Source organism: Uliginosibacterium paludis (assembly GCF_039631355.1).
GTDB classification, from domain to species: domain Bacteria; phylum Pseudomonadota; class Gammaproteobacteria; order Burkholderiales; family Rhodocyclaceae; genus Uliginosibacterium; species Uliginosibacterium paludis.
The window spans coordinates 618229-636783 of the sequence record NZ_JBDIVF010000002.1 but is presented as its reverse complement, the minus strand read 5'-3'; the positions used below and the strand labels follow the sequence as shown (position 1 = coordinate 636783).

Sequence of the window (18555 nt, the reverse complement as noted above, 5' to 3'; positions counted from 1 at the left end):
ATCAGGCGGCGACAGGCGGGTTGGCCATGTCGCGGCTGTAGTGGCGGCTGGCTTCGACCAGCATGCGGGTATAGGGGTGTGCGGGCTGGCTGCCGACGATGGCGCTGGTTTCGAGCAGATCGACGATGCGGCCCTGCTGCATCACCGCCACCCGGTCGCACAGATGTGCCACCACGCCGAGGTCATGCGTCACCAGCAGATAGGTGAGGCCGTCGCGCACGCGCAGGTCGGCCAGCAGGTTCAGGATCTCCGCCTGCACGGATACGTCCAGCGCGGAGGTGGGTTCGTCGAGCAGCAGGATGCGCGGCTCGAGGATCAGGGCGCGCGCAATCGCCACGCGCTGGCGCTGGCCACCGGAGAGCTGGTGCGGATAGCGGTAGCGGAAATTCGCCGGCAGGCCGACCTTGCCGAGGATGCTGTCGATGCGCTCGCTGCGGCGGTCCATGCCGTGAATCGCCAGCGGCTCGGCCAGCGCGGTTTCCACCGTATGGCGCGGATGCAGCGAACCATAGGGATCCTGAAAGACCATCTGCACCTTGCGGCAGCGGGCGTGGTCCAGCTTGCGGCCCAGCCCCTCGCCGTGAATCGACAGGCGGCCGCGCCAGTGGTTGTACTGCCCGGCGAGGCAGCGCAGCACGGTGGTCTTGCCGGAGCCGGATTCGCCGACCAGCCCGAAGGCTTCGCCATCACCGACCTGGAAGCACACGTCATGCAGCACCTGAGTGGCCTCGGCGCCTTCGCCGAAACTCAGGTTGAGCCCTTCGACTTCGATCATTGCCATGCTCATTCTCCTCAGGCGGCGAGCCAGGCCGGGTCACGCTGCAGCACCGGCAGGCGCTCGCGGCGCTCGTCCACGCTGGGCAGGGCGGCCAGCAGGCCGCGGGTATAGGGATGCTGGGCCTGCTCCAGATCGCAGGCCGCAATCGATTCGACCACCCGCCCGGCATACATCACCAGCACGCGGTCGCAGAAGTGGCGCACCAGATTCAGGTCGTGGCTGATGAAGATCAGCCCGAGCCCGCGCTGGCTCACCAGATCGTCAAGCGTGGCGAGCACCTGCAGGCGGACCGACACGTCGAGCGCCGAGGTCGGCTCGTCGGCGATCACCACTTCGGGATCGGTGATCAGCATCATCGCGATCATGATGCGCTGGCCCATGCCGCCGGACACCTCGTGCGGATACATGCGCATCACTCGCTGCGGATCGCGGATGCGCACGGTTTCGAGCATCGCGAGCGCCTTGTCGAGCGCCTCCTTCTTCGGCACACGATGGTGCGTCAGGTAAGCCTCGGCGATCTGGTCGCCCACACGCATCACCGGGTTCAGCGAGTATTTCGGATCCTGCATGATCATCGACATGCGGCGGCCGCGCACGGTCTGCATCTCGCGCTCGGAGCAGGCGAGCAGATCGAGCTCGCCGAAACGCATTTTCGTGGCGCTGATGAGCGCGCTGCGGGGATGCAGGCGCAGCAGGCTGCGGCCGACCGTGGACTTGCCCGAGCCGGATTCGCCGACGATGGCGAGCTTCTCGCGGCCCAGCTGGAAGGAGACACCGCGGACGGCCTCCACCAGACCTTCGCCGGTGCGGAAGGCGATGCGCAGATCCTGAACATCGAGCATCGGTGCGTGGGAGGTATTCATCGCATGTTCCTCATTCGCTGCGCGGATCGAGCACGTCACGCATGCCGTCGCCGAAAAGGTTGAAGGCCAGGCTCACCATCATGATGGCCATGCCGGGCATGGCGACCAGCCACCAGCATTCGAGCATGTAGCGGCGGCCGGCGGAGATCATCGCGCCCCACTCCGGCACCGGCGGTTGTGCGCCGAGGCCGAGGAAGCCCAGACCGGCGGCGGTGAGGATGATGCCGGCCATGTTCATGGTGAGGCGCACCACCACCGATGACAGACACATCGGCGTGACATGGCGCAGCAGGATGCGCAGGCTGGACGCGCCCTGCAGCTGCACCGCGACGATGTAGTCCGCACGACGCAGGGAGAGCGTTTCGGCACGGGCCAGGCGCGCGATCGGCGGCCAGGAGGTCAGCGCAATGGCGATCACCGCATGGTCCAGCCCCGGGCCCAGCGCAGCCACGAAAGCCAGCGCCAGCACCAGACCGGGGAAGGATACGAAGATGTCGGTGATGCGCATGAACACCGTGTCGATCCAGCCGCCGAAGTAACCCGACACCACCCCGACCGCCAGCCCGACCGGCCCGACGATCACGGTGACCAGCGAGATGATGTAGAGCGTGACGCGGGAGCCGTAGACCAGCCGGCTGAATATGTCACGGCCATATTCGTCGGTGCCGAACCAGTGCTCTGCGCTGGGCGCCTTGAGCGTGTTGGCGAGGTCCTGCGCGAGCGGGTTGTGGGTGGCCACCCAGGGCGCGAAGGCCGCCACCAGCAGGAGGCCGAGAATCACCAGCAGGCCGGCCACCGAGAGCGGGTTGCGCAGCAGCTTCTTCAGGCTGCGGGCCAGATTCTGGCGCAGGGCCTGGGCGGAGGATTGCGGGCTGCCGTTGGCAGGCTTGGGAGCAGTGATGGTCATGGTGGCGGTCATCTCAGCGCGTCCTGGGATCGAAGACCTGGTAGAGCGCATCGGCCACCAGGTTGAGCGTTACGAAAATGATGCCGATCAGCAGCACGCAGCCCATCACGGCGTTCATGTCGCCCAGCAGCAGGCTGCTGGTGAGATAGCTGCCGAAGCCGGGCCAGGCGAACACGGTTTCGATCAGCACCGCGCCTTCGAGCAGCGAACCGTAGGCCAGGGCCACGATGGTGAGCAGCTGGACGAGGATGTTGCGGAAGGCATGGTTCCAGATCACCTCGCGCTCGGAGAGACCCTTGACCCGCGCGGTGATGATGTATTCCTGATTGAGCTGGTTGAGCATGAATGACCGTGTCATCCGCGCGATGTAGGCCATCGAATGCAGGCCGAGGATGCAGGCCGGCAGCGTGATGTACTTGAGCGCGTTGCGGAAGACTTCCCATTCGCCGGCCAGGGCCGAGTCGATCAGCAGCAGGCCGGTGCGGCTCTGCACGAGGCCGTCATAGGCAAGATCCACGCGGCCCGCGCCACCCGCCCAGCCGAGCCAGGCGTAGAAGATGATGAGGCCCATCATGCCGAACCAGAACACCGGCACCGAGTAGCCGCAGAGACTGATCACGCGCACCACCTGGTCGCCGAGGCGACCCTTGTGGGTGGCGGCGAACACGCCCAGCGGCACGCCCACGCAGGTTCCGAACAGGATCGCCAGCGTGGCGAGTTCGATGGTCGCCGGGAACACGCGCAGGATGTCGGTGGTGACCGGGTTGCCGGACATCAGCGAGCGGCCCAGATCGCCATGCAGCAGGTCGCGCAGGTAGTAGCCGAACTGCACATACAGCGGCTGGTCCAGCCCGAGCTGCTTGTAGACCTGTTCGTAGGTGGAATGGTCGGCGTCCGAGCCGACGATGGAGAGCACCGGGTCGAGCGGCATCACGCGACCGATGAAGAAGGTCATCGCCAGCAGACCGAGCAGGGTCACGGCTACGATCGCCAGACGGCGGCCGAGGCCGCCCATCCTGCGGCTGCTGAAGGCGGGCAAGGCAAGTGTGGTCATCAGGGACTCCGCGGAACAGGCCGCCCGCAGCACGGGCGGCCGGGCATCAGGGCTCAGCGCTGCTTGTAGACGTCACGCCAGTGGGTGGTGGCTGCCGGATGGCCGCGGAAATTGCGGATGTCCTTCTGCAGCACGACGGTGTCGATCATCTGCGACACCGGCTGGATCGCGCCGACCTGCTGGTCGTAGAGCTTCTGCACGTCCTGATACATCGCGAGCTGCTTCTTCTCGTCGGCCTCGACCTCGGCCTTCTCGATCAGCGCGTTGATCTCGGGACTGATGAAGGAGGTGCGCCAGCCCTGGAAATTGGTCAGCTTGGCCTCATCGCGGTTGTCCGGGTTGTAGACCAGCGAGCGCAGGTTGCTGTGCGGATGCGGCTCGGCACCGCCACCGCCCCGGCCGACGATGATCTCGAAGCTGCGGTCACGCATCGCGCCATAGACCTGGTTGCCGGTGCCGGGAATCACGCTCGCGTCGATGCCGGCCAGCGCCAGCGTGGATTGCAGGCTGGTGGCGATGTTGATGAAGGGCGGGTCGGAGAGCACGCGGATGCTGGTCTTGAAGCCGTTCGGAAAGCCGGCTTCGGCGAGCAGCTTCTTCGCGGCAGGTACATCGAGCCTGTAGCCGGGCTCGGGCAACGTGGCCGGCAAGCCGAGGGCGACCGGGCGCTGATGGAACACGCCGTAGTTGGGCATCACCGTCTTGTTGATGCCGTCATAATCGATGAGGCTGCGGATGGCCTGGCGCACGCGCTTGTCAGCGAACTTCTGGTCCTTCACGCTCATCGCCACGTAGTACACGTTGCCGCGCTGCACCGACTCCACCACGATGGCCGGGTTCTTCTTCATGGCTTCCACATCGGGCACCGACATGCCGTTGGCCACATCGATGTCACCGCGCTCGAGCATCAGGCGCAGGGTCTGCGATTCGGTCATGTGCCGCAGCAGCACGCGGCGCAGCTTGGGCGCGCCACGCCAGTAGCCGTCGAAGCGCGTCATCATCAGCACGTCCTTCTGACGCCATTCGTTGAACACGAAGGGGCCGGAGCCGGCTTCATTGGTGGTGAGCCAGGTGCGGCCGAGGTCACCGTCCTTCTCATTGGCCATGACCTTCTTGCTGTCGAGCACCACCGCACTCACCGAGGTGGCAAGCGTGTAGATCACCAGCTTCGGGTCGGTGGCTTCGGGCAGGCGGATCACCAGGGTCTGCGCGTCGGGCGCCTGGATGCTGGTCTCGGCGTTCTGCGCGGTGAAGCCGTAGCCCTTCCAGACCGAGGCGAGCGCCAGGTTGAGTTTCAGCACGCGCTGCAGCGACCAGGCGGCGTCCTGCGCGGTGAGCGGGTTGCCGGAATGGAACTTCACGCCACGGCGCAGCTTGAAGGTGATGCTGCGCTTGTCGTCGGCAATCGCCCAGCTCTCGGCCAGTGCGGGCATCACCTTGTAGGTGTTGACCGGATCGAGTTCGACCAGCGAGTCGTACAGGTTGGCATTGATCTCGACCACGTCGTTGCCGGTGGCGCCGGCCGGATCCAGCGAGAGCAGGTTGTTCATGCTCATGCCGATGATCAGCTGGTCGGAAGGCGTCTTCGCCAGTGCGGGTGCGCCGATCAGCGACACGGCGAGTGCGCAGGCGGCCAGCACGGAAGGCATCTTTCTCATCTCTGTTCTCCTCTGGATTCGGTGTGGCTTCTTGTTGTCAGTATTTTTCGAGTGTGTGGGCGGCGATATGTTCAAAATTGATGTCTTCGCCCAGGCCCGGTTTCTGCGACAGATGCACGAAGCCTTCGCTGTCCATCGGGTCCGCGAGACTGTGAAGATAGGCCGGCACTTCGTCGTAATCGAGGAAGGGATGCAGCAGGCCGCGCTCGTACCAGGCGCAGTTCTTGATCGCAGCGCAGACCGCGAGGTTGGCCGAGCCGTTGCCGTGCACTTCGCAGTTCATGCCAAAAGCATCCGCCATGTAGGCCACCTTCAGCGTCGGGGTGATGCCGCCCACGCCCGGCACGCCGGCGCGGGTCATGGTGGAGGCACCGGCCTTGATCCACTCGGCGCGGGTGTGATGCTTGCCGCTCATGTATTCCGGCCCGAGGATGGGGATCGAGAGCTGCTGGGTCAGCCAGACGAAGGACGACATGCTCTGCTCGTCCATCATTTCCTCGAACCAGGCGAACTGGAGCTTTTCCAGTGCCCGGCCGATCTTCAGCGCCTCGGTGCGGGAGTACCAGTGATAGCCGTCGAGCATCAGGTCGATGTCCGGCCCCACCGCTTCGCGCACGGCCGCGCAGCACTTGATGTCCATGTCCACACTGGGTGCGAAGGAGACCGGCGGCATCCAGGTATGCAGCTTGATCGCCTTGTAGCCGCGCGCCACCAGCTTCAGTGCGAAGTCGGCATATTCCTCCGGCGTGGAGAGGCCGCCCTTCAACTCGTCACCGCACATCGTGGAGCCGTAGGCCGGCACCTTGTCACGATAGCCGCCGATGAGCTTGTAGACCGGCTGGCCGAGCTTGCGGCCGGCGAGATCCCACAGCGCCTGGTCCGCCACCGCGAGCGCACGGTCGGTGAGCTGGCCGGCGCTGCCGCGCTGCCAGTGCGCGAGGTCCTGCCAGATCTGCTCGCGCATGAAGGGGTCCGCGCCGATCATGACCTTGCGGAAAAAGGCGTCCAGCACATGCTTGCGGATCACTTCGACCGGGCCGAAGGCATGGCCCTGGCTGCCGTCGTCACAGGTGATCGTGAGCATCGCAAGCTTCGCGTCCTTCTCGGGCCCCGGGTGCGAGTGGCCGGCGCTGTCGACCGAGCGCTTGCTGGGATAGGTGAATACGGTGCCACTGACGCTTTCGATCTTCATCGTGTCTCCTTGTGCGGCGGGCGGGGCCCGCATCTCATCAGTCATCATACGAGTTGATGCGCATATTAGGGCCGTCAATTTCAGATCGTCAAAGCCGCAAAACCCTTAATGGTTTACCCGTTTATTTGCCATCTACCCCACATGAACAGCACTTCATTGCCCTTTCTAAGCCGACTGCCCGCCTCTCCGCAGAGGAGGCCTGCCGCAATTTCAGACAGCACAAGTCATATAATGACTAGGCACAATTTCCGAAATCAGCCAAACTTGTCATGATGAATTCAGCTAAGGAAGAGACATGACGCTTGCCCGCCCGCGTGAAACCCTGACCGGCCAGCTGACCCGCACGCTGACCGAACGCATCGCAGCCGGCCAGTACGCCGTCGGCTCCCGCCTGCCCAGCGAGCAGGACATGATCAGCGAGTTCGGCGTAAGCCGGACGGTGGTGCGCGAGGCGATTGCCAACCTGCGTGCCAGCGGCCGCGTGCTGACCCGCCAGGGTGCCGGTGCCTTCGTGCTGCAGCAGGAGCTCACGCCCGGTTTCCGCATCGACTCCAGCCAGCTCACCGACGTGCAGGAGGTGATTTCGGTGCTGGAGCTGCGCATCGGGCTCGAATCCGAAGCCGCGGTGCTTGCCGCCCAGCGCCGCACGCCGGCCCAGCTCGAAGCCATGAAGCAGGCGCTGCGCGACATCGAGCACGCGATCACGCATGACGGCAACGCCGTCGAGGCCGATCTGCGCTTTCACCGCCTGATCGCGGAGGCCGCCGGCAATCCGCATTTCCTCAAGCTCTTCACCTATGTCAGCGAGCAACTGATGACCCGGGCACGCCTGCGCCCGGGCCGCCTCAGCAGTCGCTCGCCAGAGGAATACCTCGCCCATGCGCAGCGCGAGCATGAGCAGATCTGTTTCGCGATCGAACGGCAGGACCCTGAAGCCGCCCGTGCTGCGCTGCGCATGCACCTCTCGGAGAGCAAGGCGCGCCTGTTGCGCAAGGTCGGGCAGCTGGCCGACTGAGTCGGCCCAAAAAAAATGGCCGGCGTACGCGACGCCGGCCACAGTGGGGAGGAGACTGCTCAGGAGGCTGCGGCGGTTTTGACAGAAGCCTCGCGTCGGGTGCGGAGGGTCTGATACACATGCACGCCGACCGAGGCCGCCGCGATGGCCAGGAAGGTGGCGGAAATCGGCTCGGTCAGGAAGCCCATGAAGTTGCCATCCGAGAGCATCAGGCCGCGGCGCAGATTGGTCTCAGCCATCGGGCCGAGAATCAGGCCGATGATGAAGGGCGTCTGCGGGATCTTGCACTTCACGAAGCCATAGCCCAGCAGGCCGAAGAACACGATGGTGCCGACGTCGAAGACGCGGTTGCCCAGGCCGAATGCGCCCACCACGCAGAGCACCAGGATGATCGGCAGCAGGATGTGCTTGGGGATCGCCAGCATCTTCACGAAAATGCGAACGCCATACAGCTCGCAAACCAGCATCATCACCGAGGACACCACCATTGCGATGAAGATGGAATACACCAGCGGACCTTGCGACATGAACAGCAGCGGCCCCGGCTGGATGCCGTGGATCATGAAGCCGCCCAGCAGCATCGCCGTGACGGTGTCGCCCGGGATGCCCAGCGTCAGCAGCGGAATCATCGCGCCGCCCACCGCCGAGCAGGAAGCCGCTTCGGATGCGACGATGCCGTCGATGCAACCCTTGCCGAATTTCTCCGGTGTCTTCGAGCGCTTCTTCGCGACCATGTAGGCGACGATGTTCGAGGTGCCCGAGCCGATGCCGGGCAGGATGCCGATGCCGGTTCCGATCAGCGTGGAGCGGATGCAGTTCCAGCCTTGCTCGAAGAACTCCTTGAGCGAGAAGCCGAAGCCCTTCATCTTCACCGTCTGGATGGTGGCCTGCTGCTCATGCTTCACCTCCTCCGCCACCTTGATGATCTCGGAAATGGCAAAGAGGCCGATCAGCACCGGCAGGATGTCGAAGCCGCTGTTGAGTTCGGTCTGACCGAAGGTGAAGCGGGTGATCGCGTCCACCGGTGCGATGCCCACGGTCGAGAACATGAAGCCGAGCGCGCCGGAGAAAATGCCCTTGACCATCGAGCCGGTGGAAAGCGTGATGATCAGCGTGAGCGAGAAGATCGCGATCGAGAAATACTCGTGCGGCCCGAAGCTCAGTGCGATCTTCGCCAGGGTCGGCGCGATGAAGATCAGCGCCAGGATCGAGAGAAAGGTGCCGACAAAGGAGTAGAAGATGCCCACGCCGAGTGCCTTGGCGCCCTCGCCCTTCTCCATCATCGGCCCGCCATCGAAGGTGGTGGCAACCGAGGCCGGCGTGCCCGGAATCTTGAGCAGGATCGCCGAGATGAGCCCCCCCGACACGCCGCCGATATAGAGCCCGATCAGCAGTGCGATGCCTGCCGAGGCGCTGAGCGAATAGGTGATGGGCAGAAAGAGCGCGACCGCCATGGTAGCGGTGAGCCCCGGAATCGCACCGAAGATGATGCCGACCACGGTGCCGAAGAAGATCAGGCCCAGCACCTGGAAGGTGAAGACGATCTCGAGGCCTTGCTGGAACAGGGAAAGCATGACGTGCCCCTTTTCAGTTGATGAAGGCGCTCAGCACACCGACCGGCAGCAGCATGTCGAATGCATAGCGGAAGGTGGCATACACGGCCGCTGAGCTCAGCACCGCGATGGTGGCGTACATCGGGTAGCTGATCGCCTTGTCACGCGGGGTGAGCACGATGAACTGGGCGAACAGATAGATCACCGTCATCAGCGGAAACCCCAGAGGCTGCAGCAGCGCGGCATAGGCGACGATCAGCGCGAGGGTTTTCACGACGGTGCGGTAATCCGCCGTGTCTTCCTGCTTGCCGGTGTCACCGGCGGGCATCCTGGCAGCCTCCCAAAGCTGGAAGGCGCCGAGCAGGCACATCGTGATGGCCAGCACATAGGGCACGAAGGCGGCGTCAATGAACTGCTTGCGGGGCAGCTGGCTGGTCATCCAGAGGTAGGCCAGGCCCACCAGCAGAAAGACGATGCCCACTGCGAACTCGCGTTTGCGAAGGTTGCTCATGGTGTTTTCCCGGGATTGAAGATGGTCAGGTCCGAAGGAGAAGGCGTGCGCGGACGCACGCCTCCGGAGCCGGCTTACTTCTTCTGACGCAGCAGGTCCTTGTATTGCATGTAGTCGTCACGCACCGCGTTGAGCTCGGTGATGGCTTCCTTCGTCGGGTAGAACGCCACCGGCTGCTTGAAGCCCTCTTCCAGGGCCTTGGCATAGGCCGGATCCTTGGTGATCTGCGCCATCACGTCGGACATCTTCTGGATGATCGCGGCCGGCGTGCCCTTCGGGAAGGCGACGACATAGGGCTTCTCCATGTCGAACTTCATGCCCTGCTCGTTGAAGGTCTTGATCTCGCCCAGCAGCGGGTTGCGCGCCTTGTTGTACTGGCCTGTCATGGCCATGTCGCCGGTGGTCTGGTAGTCCTTCACCGGACCGTAGGAGATCGAGGCCAGATCAATGCGACCGCCCAGCAGCGAGGTGATCTTGTCGGAAGCCGAACCGACGTCGACGAACTTCATCTGGATGCCCGCCTGCTTCTGGAAGATCAGACCCTGCAGATGCGAGTAGCCGCCCAGCTCGGTACCGTAGATCACCGAGTTCGGCGCGGCCTTGGCCTTGTTCACGATGTCGGCCACGTTCTTGAGGCCGGATTTCTTGCTCGCGGCCATCACCACGCTCTTGTCTACCGCGGCAATGCAGGCGACATCGAACTTGCTGTCGAACCTGTAATCGATGAGGCCCGACACCTCGTTCACGATCAGGTGACCGGTGTGGCCGAAGAGGATGGTGTTGCCGTCGGGTGCGGCGCTCGCCACCTGCGACATGGCGATGGTGCCGCCGCCGCCATTCACGTTGGTCACGATCATCGTCTTGCCGGTGATCTTCTCGAAATAGCGCGCCATCTGGCGGGCGTTGAAGTCGGTGTCGCCACCGGCACCGGCAGGCACGACGATCTGGACGGGGCGGGTCGGCCAGTTGGTCTGCGCCGAGGCCGGCAGCGCAAGCACGGCCACGACAGCGCAGGTGGTCGCAGTGAGGGTCAGGCGGGAAAAACTTTTCATGTCGAGGTCTCCTTGTGGTTATCAGGTGCTGCAGCACTTCTGTTCGCGAGGCAGGCGGAAGCGGCCTGGCCTCATCAAAGCGACGGCATGGCGCATGCCATGGCGCCACGCCTCTCAGGGCGTTGCGGCGACTTCAAGCGCATCGGCATAGCGGTCGCGCAGCGACTGGGTGGCACTGCGGAAGGCCCCCAGGTCGCTGCCCACCGCAACAAAGCGCGCGCCCATGGCGAGATAGCGGCGCGCATCGGCTTCGACCGGGGCGAGAATGCCCGCGGGCTTGCCGGCCGCCCTGGCCCGGGCAAACACATGAGCGATCGCGGCCTGGACTTCCGGATGACCGGCATTCCCCAGATGGCCCAGTGCGGCCGCCAGATCGGAGGGCCCCACGAAGAGGCAATCCACGCCGTCGATGGCCGCGATCGCGTCGACCGCATCCAGCCCGGCCCGGGTCTCGATCTGCACGATCAGCGCGATGTTGTCGTTGATGACAGTCTGGTAGTCCTTCACCGTGCCGTAACGGTTGCTCCGGTGCGCCACCGATACGCCACGGATGCCGGCGGGCGGGTAGCGCGTGGCGGCCACCGCACGGCGCGCGTCGTCCGCGCTTTCGACAAAGGGAATGAGGAAGTTGTAGAAGCCGATGTCGAGCAGGCGCTTGATGAGCACCGCATCGTTATCGGCCGGCCGTACCACGGGCGCGCTGATGCTGTCTTTCAGCGCGGTCAGCTGCGGAATGAAGGTGAGCACGTCATTGGGCGCGTGTTCGCCATCGAGCAGGATCCAGTCGAAGCCGGCCAGGCCGAGCACCTCGGTGGTGATCGGGTTCGCCAGCGCGCTCCAGCACCCGATCAGAGGCTGGCCCGCCAGCAGTTGCCGGCGGAAGGTATTGGGAAAGGGTGAGAACGGCAGCCGCGCAGTCATGACATCGTCCTTTACGGTTCAGCGTCCGAGGCTCGGCCGCTTCGGGTCATATTTCCAGCCGGGTACGAGGAACTGCATGGCCATCGCATCGTCGCGCGCGCCCGTCCCCACTTTCCGGTACAGCGCATGCGCCTGCAGGATGCGCTCCATGTCGGGCTCGATGCCCAGACCGGGCCGGTCAGGCACCCGCACGCAGCCATCCATGATGCGCAGCGGCTCGCGCGTGAGACGCTCGCGCCCCTCCTGCCAGATCCAGTGCGTGTCGATCGCGGTGATCTCGCCGGGCGCGGCGGCCGCGGCGTGGGTGAACATCGCCAGCGACACGTCGAAGTGGTTGTTGGAGTGCGAGCCCCAGGTGAGGCCGAACTCGCTGCAGAGCTGGGCGACGCGCACCGAGCCCTGCAGGGTCCAGAAATGCGGATCGGCCAGCGGGATATCCACCGCCTCCAGGCGCAGCGAGTGACCGAGCTGGCGCCAGTCGGTCGCGACCATGTTGGTGGCGGTGCGGATGCCGGTTGCGCGGCGGAACTCGGCCATGATCTCGCGCCCGGAATAGCCGGCTTCCGGCCCGCAGGGGTCTTCGGCATAACTCAGCACATGCCCCTGCCCGCGACACAGCGCGATGGCCTCGTTGAGCGACCAGGCGCCGTTCGGGTCGAGCGTGACCCCGGCCTCCGGAAAGCGCTGCTTGATGGCGGCGACGGCGGCCATTTCTTCCTCGCCGCGCATCACGCCGCCCTTGAGCTTGAAGTCATTGAAGCCGTAATGCGCCGCCGAGGCTTCGGCGAGCCGCACGATGTCCTCGCAGCGGGTGGCGGCCTGATTGCGCAGCCGATACCACTCCGGGCCGGCCGCATCCTCCGCCGGATAGGCCAGGTCGGTCTGGCGGCGGTCGCCGATGTAGAACAGGTAGCTCAGCATGCGCACCGAATCGCGCTGCCGCCCGGTACCGAGCAGCTCGCACACCGGCACACCCAGATGCTGGCCAAGCAGGTCCAGCAGCGCCGCCTCGACCGCGGTGATGACATTGTCAAGACGGAGATTGATTTCGTGCGGCTGGCGCAGCACACGCGCCTCGGCCTCCGAAGTCACCTCATGCTGTGTGACCTGCCGGCTCGTCTGGCCGCCGCCCAGACTGCGGCGGATGCACTCGAGCACATGATTGAAGCGGCCGACAGGCTGACCGACGACGAGACTGACGCTGCGCTCGAGCGCCTGGCGGATGCCTTCGCCGCCCGGCACCTCGCCGATGCCGGTGTGGCCCGCGCTGTCGCGCAGGATCACGATGTTGCGCGTAAAGTACGGCCCGTGCGCACCGCACAGGTTGAAGAGCATGCTGTCATGCCCGGCAACCGGGATCACGTCCATGCCGGTGACATGAGGGGTGCCGCTTTCACTGCTCTGTGGAACCATGCCTGCCTCACCTTCTCGTGATGGCTGCCCGGCATGTCTGCCGGGCCAGCGCGGATGTCCTGCACCATTCGGGTCGTATGTCGTCGTACGACGTTATCAACAAGTATAATGAGTGCATGAGTATTCTCTATACGCGTTCTCGCTGACTGCGGAAAACCCTATGAGCGATACCGAAAGCCTGACGCCGACCAGCCGCAAACGGGCACCCAGCCTGGTTGAAACCGTCATGAATGATCTGGCGGACAAGATCCGCAGCGGCGCCTATCCGGCCGGGGCCAAGCTGCCGACCGAGCCCGAGGTGATGGCCACACACGGCGTGAGCCGCACGGTGGTGCGCGAGTCGATGTCGCGCCTGCAGGCAGCGGGACTGGTCGAAACCCGCCACGGCGTCGGCACATTCGTGCTGGCCCGGCCGGCCTCTGCGAGTCTGCAGCTCGACAGCGCGACGGTCATGACCATCCGCGAGCTGCTGGCGATGCTGGAGCTGCGGATCAGCGTGGAAACCGAGGCCGCAGGCCTGGCCGCACTGCGCCGCACCGACGAGCAGGTGGAGCAGATGCGGCGCGCACTTCAGGATTTCGACGAGGAGACCGCGCGTGGCGGCAGTTCGGTGGAGCCGGATTTCCGTTTCCATCTGCTGATCGCGCAGGCCACCGGCAATCCCTATTTCGAGAATTTCTATCGCCAGCTGGGTACCAATACGATTCCGCGCACCCGGCTGGATACCTCGGTTTTCTCCTCGGCACCCGGTCAGGGCTACCTGCGCCGTTCCAATGAAGAACACGCCAACATCCTCGACGCGATCGCCCGTCGCGACGCGGAAAACGCGCGCGCCGGCATGCGCCTGCACCTGTCGAACAGCCGCGAGCGCTTGCGTCTCGCCAGCGAAGCCGCGCAGGAAACCCGGCCGGACTGAGCTTCATCGATCGACGGCGCCGTGTCGCGCGGGACGGGCAAACCGCCGCTTGTCATACGACGTCTTCTGACAAAGAATGGCGCCTTCCTGAAATGCGACTGCCACCATGAACGCGCTGTGGATGCTCCTGACCTGTTTCCTGTTCGCCACCATGGGAGCCTGCGTCAAGTTCGTCGGCAGCCATTTCAACATCGGCCAGATCGTCGGTGTGCGCGGTCTGGTGCCGGCGCTGATCCTCGGTGCCTGGGTGCTGTGGCAGCAGCGCACGCTGTATTCGGTGCACTGGAAGAGTCATCTCTACCGCTCCACTGCCGGCACGCTGTCGATGCTGCTGTATTTCATGGCGATCACGCGCCTGCCGCTGGCCACGGCGGTTACGCTCAACAACACCTCGGCGCTGTTCATTGCCATCGTGCTCTCGCTGCGCCAGCCTCCACCGCGTGCGGTACTGGGCGCACTGGCGCTGGGCTTTGCCGGGGTGGTGCTGGTGCTGCGGCCCACCATCGAGCATGACCAGTGGCTGGGGGCTGCCTGCGGGCTGGCGTCGGCCTTCCTGACCTGCATTGCCCAGCTCAACCTGCGCGAACTGGGCCGCGCCGGCGAGCCGGAATGGCGCACGGTCAGCATCTTCTCGATCACCACCGCCGTGCTGGCACTGCCGCTCGCCGTGCTGCAGCCCTCCTCGATCAGCGAGGCCGGCAGCGGAGAATGGGGCTATCTGATTGCGGTGGGTCTGTGCGGCGGGCTGGGTCAGCTCACGCTGAGCAGGGCCTTCGGCCGTGGCCGGGCGATCGTGACCGCCAGCGTGGGCTATTCGACGGTGATCTTTTCGAGCATCTACGGCGCATTGCTGTGGGGCGACCGCATCTCGCCGCTTTCATGGCTCGGCATGGCCATGATCATTGCGGGCAGCCTGATCAGCTCGCACCCGGCGACCTGGCAGGGCCACAAGGCCGAGCACGCCGACTAGGCCCGCTCAGCGCAGCAGGCTGCGCACGCTGCGCCAGAGGGCGTAAAGCCGGGAGGCCTGGGCGAGCACCCGGCGCGGCCCGCGGAACAACAGCGCCGCGCTGATGCCCACGCCCACCAGCATGCGGTTTTCATACACCCAGCGCCCAGCACGCCAGGCGCGCTCGGCGCCGTAAACGTCTCCGTCAAGCTGCTGCATGCCACCGGCAATGCGGCGGCGCTGCGCAGCGGATTCGGCCACCAGACGCTCGCGGTGGCGGGCCAGCACCTGCTCGCGCTGGAGCAGGCGGTTCATCGCTCGTCTCTCCGCAGCAGTTCGCGGTCACGCGCGAGCTCGGCCACGCTGTCGGTAAACAGGCGCTTGCCCTGCTTGAGACGACGCCAGGCATTGTTGCCGGCGAAGATCGCCATGACGAAGAAGAACAGGGTGGCCAGGCCGATCACCAGCAGGCGGTGGCTGTCCCACAGCAGCACGGTCAGGAAGATCGCCAGCGCGAAGAGGCCGAAAGCCAGGAACAGGGCGGCGAGGATCAGGTTGAACAGGCCGGCACCGAGCCGGATGCCTTCTTCCTCGACCTCTACCGCCAGCAATGACAGGCGGGTCTGGACAATGCCCAGGATCCCGTCCGTCACCGAGGACAGGCGATCGATCAGACTCGAGGTTTCACGCCCGGCCATGCTGCTCAGCGGCGCCCGGCCAGCAGACCCAGCAGGAAGGCCGCGCCGGCGGCAATGCCGATGGACTGCCAGGGATTCTCACGCACGTATTCGTCGGTCGCCTTGGCGGCCTCCTTCGTACGGGCGCGCAGCAGCGCTTCGGCGTCACCCAGGCGCTCGCGGGCGGCATCGACATGCTCGCCCAGGCGCTCGCGCACGTCTCCGAGCTTGCCGGTGGCATCAGACGCGGTCAGGCGCAGCAGCTCTTCCGCATCGGCGAGCACGGTTTTCAGGTCAGCCACCAGACGATCGCGACTGTCACGGGTCAGTTCATTCATGGTCTTGCTCCTTTCAGCGGGGGTTGGAGGCATTGCAGCCACTGTTCAGATCCGGAAACCGCCTGAGGGTTCCCGCCCGGCATGCGCCCCGGAAGGGGCAGGATGCGCTTTCCGCCGCGGCGGCAGGCTTTCCGCCACCCGGACGGGCGCACCAGCCGCCCTGCGGCAGACGCGAGAGGCGCGCTGAGTGCAGAGCCCCTGACGCGTTATCTCAGCGCGTGCTTTTGTCATATACCACGTATCCTCCGAAGCGGGTCCGGACCCTGGCCGACCCAATACCCCGGCAGCACCACCCCGCTCAGGCGTTGCCCCACAGCGTCTGACGCAAGCCCCCAACTACTCTCCTTGCGCCTTGGCGAAAGCGATGATGACTTCGCGCACGCTCCGGCGCTTGTCGGCGGGAAGTTTCAGGAAAACTTCGATCCCTGGCGCAGCATTTCGAGGCCGTCCTCGAAATGGCCGGATTAGCCTTAGCAACGCATCAATGCGCTCTGAACAAGGCCGCAACAACGTCCGTCTGCCCGAAGTCCTCGCCCTTGAACAGCAGCGGCTCGCCACTTTGCCGGGCCAGCGCGTAAGCGAAGCAGTCGCCGAAGTTGAGCCCGGCGGGGTGGCGGCCTTTGCCGTAGCGTTGCCATGCGGCGAACGCGGCGGCGGCTTGTGCCGGGTCGGTGGCTTCGATGCGGATGGCCGCTGCGTCGAGCAATTCTTCCAGCGCCTGTGTGCCCGCGTCGCCCAGCCGGGTGGTGATGACGATCATGGCTTCGAGCCAGTTGGCGGCGCTGATGCGCGGGGCGTCGGCGCAGGCCAGTGCTTCCGCCAGGGCTTCGGCCTCTGGCTCACCGAGCAGGATGGCGACGAGGGCGGAGCTGTCGATGATCATGCTTGCGGGATGCCCTCAGCGCTCAGGCCGAGAATGTCGGCTTCGCTGCGGGCATCCTGCACCGGCAGGCTGGCGCTGCGCTGGGCGATCTGGCGGATGCGGGCGAGGCGCGCGGCTGGATCGGCTTCGGTAGCGGGCTTCTGGCGCAGGGCGTCGAGCTGGGTGATGACTTCCTGATTGAGGGAACGGCGGTGTGCCAGTGCCTGCTGTTTGAGCCAGCCGTGCAGCTCCTCGGGTACGTCGCGCAGGGTGAGATGGGGCATGGAGACCTCACTTTTGATGCCAAAGTGATGTCACTATAGCATCGGTCTTACCAGAAACGCCAAGGGCCGCATTTTGCGGCCCTTGGCGTTTCTGGTGCTGCGTAGCTCAGCCCAGCTTCTTCTTCAGCAACTCATTGACCTGCGCGGGCGAGGCCTTGCCCTTGCTCGCCTTCATGACCTGACCGACCAGCGCGTTGAAGGCCTTTTCCTTGCCGGCCTTGTACTCGGCGACATTGGCAGCGTTGTTCGCGATGACCTCGTCGATGATCGGCTCGATGGCGGACACGTCCGTCACCTGCTTGAGGCCCTGCTTCTCGATCACTTCGTCGGCGGAAGCGCCGTCCCCGTTCCACAGCGCCTCGAAGACCTTCTTGGCGATGCTGTTGGAGATGGTGTTGTCGGCAATCCGTGCGATCAGGCCGGCGAGCTGGGCGGCGGAGACGGGGCTCCCGGCCACGCCCTTCTCTTCCTTGTTCAGACGCGCTGCCAACTCGCCCATCACCCAGTTGGCGGCAATCTTGGCCTGCGCGGCGCCTGCGAGTTTGACCACCTCGACGTAATACTGCGCGGTGTCGCGGCTGGCGGTCAGCGTCGTCGCGTCATAAGCCGACAGACCGTATTCGCTCTGGAAGCGCGCGGCGAGCTGGGCCGGCAGCTCCGGCATCGCGGCGGCCACGGCCGCCTTCCACTCGGCAGAGATTTCCAGCGGCAGCAGGTCGGGGTCGGGGAAGTAGCGGTAGTCGTGCGCGTCTTCCTTGGTGCGCATCACGCGGGTCTCGCCACTGTCCGGGTCGAAGAGCACGGTGGCCTGCTGGATCTTGCCGCCATCCTCGATGGTCTCGATCTGCCAGTTGATCTCGTAGTCGATGGCTTGCTGCAGGAAGCGGAAGGAGTTGAGGTTCTTGATCTCGCGACGCGTGCCCAGCGGCTCGCCGGGGCGGCGCACCGAGACGTTGGCGTCACAGCGGAAGGAGCCTTCCTGCATGTTGCCGTCGCAGATGTCGATCCACTGCACCAGCGCATGGAGTGCCTTGGCGTAGGCCACGGCTTCGGCGGAGCTGGACATGTCCGGCTCGGTCACGATCTCCAGCAGCGGGGTGCCGGCGCGGTTCAGGTCGATGCCGCTCTGGCCGTGGAAGTCTTCGTGCAGGCTTTTTCCCGCGTCTTCCTCAAGGTGGGCGCGAGTCAGATGCACGACCTTGGTGTAGGCCTTGTCGCCCTCGCCGACCTGGATGGTGATCTCGCCGCCCTGCACGACCGGCAACTCGAACTGGCTGATCTGGTAGCCCTTGGGCAGGTCGGGGTAGAAGTAGTTCTTGCGCGCGAACACCGAGCGCGGTGCCACTTCGGCACCAATCGCGAGGCCGAAACGGATCGCGCGCTCGACGGCGCCGCGGTTCAGCACCGGCAGCACGCCAGGCAGGGCGATATCCACCGCGCTGGCCTGCACGTTGGGCTCGGCACCGAAGGCGGTGCTGGCTCCGGAGAAGATCTTGGAGGCGGTGTTGAGCTGGGCGTGAGTTTCCAGACCGATGACGACTTCCCAATCGCGGCGCATGTGAGGCTTTCAAGAACGGTTTTGCGAGCCCCCAATCTTAGCGCATGCAGCCTG

General features: G+C 65.1%; 20 protein-coding genes. 3 read left to right on the top strand and 17 right to left on the bottom strand.

Features of this window, described 5'->3' with window-relative positions; genetic code table 11:
* Position 1: 1 nt before the first annotated feature.
* From ABDB87_RS08055 to ABDB87_RS08030, 6 genes are read right to left on the bottom strand one after another with little or no spacing between them, the layout of a single operon-like run.
* The gene (locus ABDB87_RS08055; protein ID WP_345925766.1) at positions 2-781 is read right to left on the bottom strand and encodes an ABC transporter ATP-binding protein; all 780 of its coding nucleotides are present in this window, start codon (positions 779-781) and stop codon (positions 2-4) included.
* Between the two features lie 11 nt (positions 782-792).
* Positions 793-1641, bottom strand: a complete 849-nt coding sequence (locus ABDB87_RS08050) for an ABC transporter ATP-binding protein (protein ID WP_345925765.1) — start codon at positions 1639-1641, stop codon at positions 793-795.
* A gap of 10 nt (positions 1642-1651) precedes the next feature.
* On the bottom strand, positions 1652-2560 hold the full coding sequence (gene nikC, locus ABDB87_RS08045) for a nickel transporter permease (RefSeq protein WP_345925764.1): 909 nt from the start codon (positions 2558-2560) through the stop codon (positions 1652-1654).
* A gap of 1 nt (position 2561) precedes the next feature.
* Positions 2562-3602 (bottom strand): ABC transporter permease, encoded by a 1041-nt coding sequence (locus ABDB87_RS08040; protein WP_345925762.1) that lies wholly within the window; start codon positions 3600-3602, stop codon positions 2562-2564.
* A gap of 53 nt (positions 3603-3655) precedes the next feature.
* Positions 3656-5260 (bottom strand): ABC transporter substrate-binding protein, encoded by a 1605-nt coding sequence (locus ABDB87_RS08035; protein WP_345925761.1) that lies wholly within the window; start codon positions 5258-5260, stop codon positions 3656-3658.
* Positions 5261-5297: 37 nt separating this feature from the next.
* Positions 5298-6452 (bottom strand): mandelate racemase family protein, encoded by a 1155-nt coding sequence (locus ABDB87_RS08030; protein WP_345925760.1) that lies wholly within the window; start codon positions 6450-6452, stop codon positions 5298-5300.
* Positions 6453-6747: 295 nt separating this feature from the next.
* Between ABDB87_RS08030 and ABDB87_RS08025 the strand changes: the two genes are divergently transcribed.
* Positions 6748-7467, top strand: a complete 720-nt coding sequence (locus ABDB87_RS08025; RefSeq protein ID WP_345925759.1) for a FadR/GntR family transcriptional regulator — start codon at positions 6748-6750, stop codon at positions 7465-7467.
* A 59-nt stretch (positions 7468-7526) separates the two neighbouring features.
* Here ABDB87_RS08025 and ABDB87_RS08020 read toward each other — a convergent pair whose 3' ends face one another.
* The 5 genes from ABDB87_RS08020 to ABDB87_RS08000 form a co-directional block, all read right to left on the bottom strand.
* The gene (locus tag ABDB87_RS08020) at positions 7527-9041 is read right to left on the bottom strand and encodes a tripartite tricarboxylate transporter permease (RefSeq protein ID WP_345925758.1); all 1515 of its coding nucleotides are present in this window, start codon (positions 9039-9041) and stop codon (positions 7527-7529) included.
* 13 nt (positions 9042-9054) lie between these two features.
* Positions 9055-9531 (bottom strand): tripartite tricarboxylate transporter TctB family protein, encoded by a 477-nt coding sequence (locus tag ABDB87_RS08015; protein WP_345925757.1) that lies wholly within the window; start codon positions 9529-9531, stop codon positions 9055-9057.
* Positions 9532-9605: 74 nt separating this feature from the next.
* The gene (locus ABDB87_RS08010) at positions 9606-10583 is read right to left on the bottom strand and encodes a tripartite tricarboxylate transporter substrate binding protein (protein WP_345925755.1); all 978 of its coding nucleotides are present in this window, start codon (positions 10581-10583) and stop codon (positions 9606-9608) included.
* A gap of 114 nt (positions 10584-10697) precedes the next feature.
* A complete protein-coding gene (gene garL, locus ABDB87_RS08005; RefSeq protein WP_345925753.1) occupies positions 10698-11504 on the bottom strand; it encodes a 2-dehydro-3-deoxyglucarate aldolase in 807 nt (268 codons plus the stop codon).
* An 18-nt stretch (positions 11505-11522) separates the two neighbouring features.
* Positions 11523-12917: an enolase C-terminal domain-like protein gene (locus ABDB87_RS08000; RefSeq protein ID WP_345925751.1), complete on the bottom strand. Its 1395-nt coding sequence runs from the start codon at positions 12915-12917 to the stop codon at positions 11523-11525.
* 160 nt (positions 12918-13077) lie between these two features.
* On the opposite strand from ABDB87_RS08000, the gene ABDB87_RS07995 reads away from it, so the two are divergent.
* Together ABDB87_RS07995 and ABDB87_RS07990 are read left to right on the top strand one after the other, a co-directional pair.
* Positions 13078-13833, top strand: coding sequence for a FadR/GntR family transcriptional regulator (locus ABDB87_RS07995; RefSeq protein ID WP_345925750.1), 756 nt, complete (start codon positions 13078-13080; stop codon positions 13831-13833).
* Positions 13834-13939: 106 nt separating this feature from the next.
* A complete protein-coding gene (locus ABDB87_RS07990) occupies positions 13940-14803 on the top strand; it encodes a DMT family transporter (protein ID WP_345925749.1) in 864 nt (287 codons plus the stop codon).
* 6 nt (positions 14804-14809) lie between these two features.
* On the opposite strand, the gene ABDB87_RS07985 is transcribed toward ABDB87_RS07990, so the two are convergent.
* The 6 genes from ABDB87_RS07985 to gatB all read right to left on the bottom strand — a co-directional run bounded on the left by ABDB87_RS07985 (position 14810) and on the right by gatB (position 18501).
* Complete coding sequence (locus ABDB87_RS07985; protein ID WP_345925748.1) at positions 14810-15097, bottom strand: YqjK family protein; 288 nt, start codon at positions 15095-15097, stop codon at positions 14810-14812.
* Entirely contained in the window at positions 15094-15480 is a 387-nt protein-coding gene (locus ABDB87_RS07980; protein WP_345925747.1) for a phage holin family protein, read from the bottom strand. The genes ABDB87_RS07985 and ABDB87_RS07980 overlap by 4 nt, the downstream gene beginning before the upstream one ends.
* 5 nt (positions 15481-15485) lie before the next feature.
* On the bottom strand, positions 15486-15797 hold the full coding sequence (locus ABDB87_RS07975) for an ElaB/YgaM/YqjD family protein (RefSeq protein WP_345925745.1): 312 nt from the start codon (positions 15795-15797) through the stop codon (positions 15486-15488).
* A 481-nt stretch (positions 15798-16278) separates the two neighbouring features.
* A complete protein-coding gene (locus ABDB87_RS07970) occupies positions 16279-16680 on the bottom strand; it encodes a type II toxin-antitoxin system VapC family toxin (protein WP_345925743.1) in 402 nt (133 codons plus the stop codon).
* The gene (locus tag ABDB87_RS07965; RefSeq protein ID WP_345925741.1) at positions 16677-16943 is read right to left on the bottom strand and encodes a FitA-like ribbon-helix-helix domain-containing protein; all 267 of its coding nucleotides are present in this window, start codon (positions 16941-16943) and stop codon (positions 16677-16679) included. The genes ABDB87_RS07970 and ABDB87_RS07965 overlap by 4 nt, the downstream gene beginning before the upstream one ends.
* Before the next feature lie 106 nt (positions 16944-17049).
* Complete coding sequence (gene gatB / locus ABDB87_RS07960) at positions 17050-18501, bottom strand: Asp-tRNA(Asn)/Glu-tRNA(Gln) amidotransferase subunit GatB (protein ID WP_345925740.1); 1452 nt, start codon at positions 18499-18501, stop codon at positions 17050-17052.
* Positions 18502-18555 lie beyond the last annotated feature (54 nt).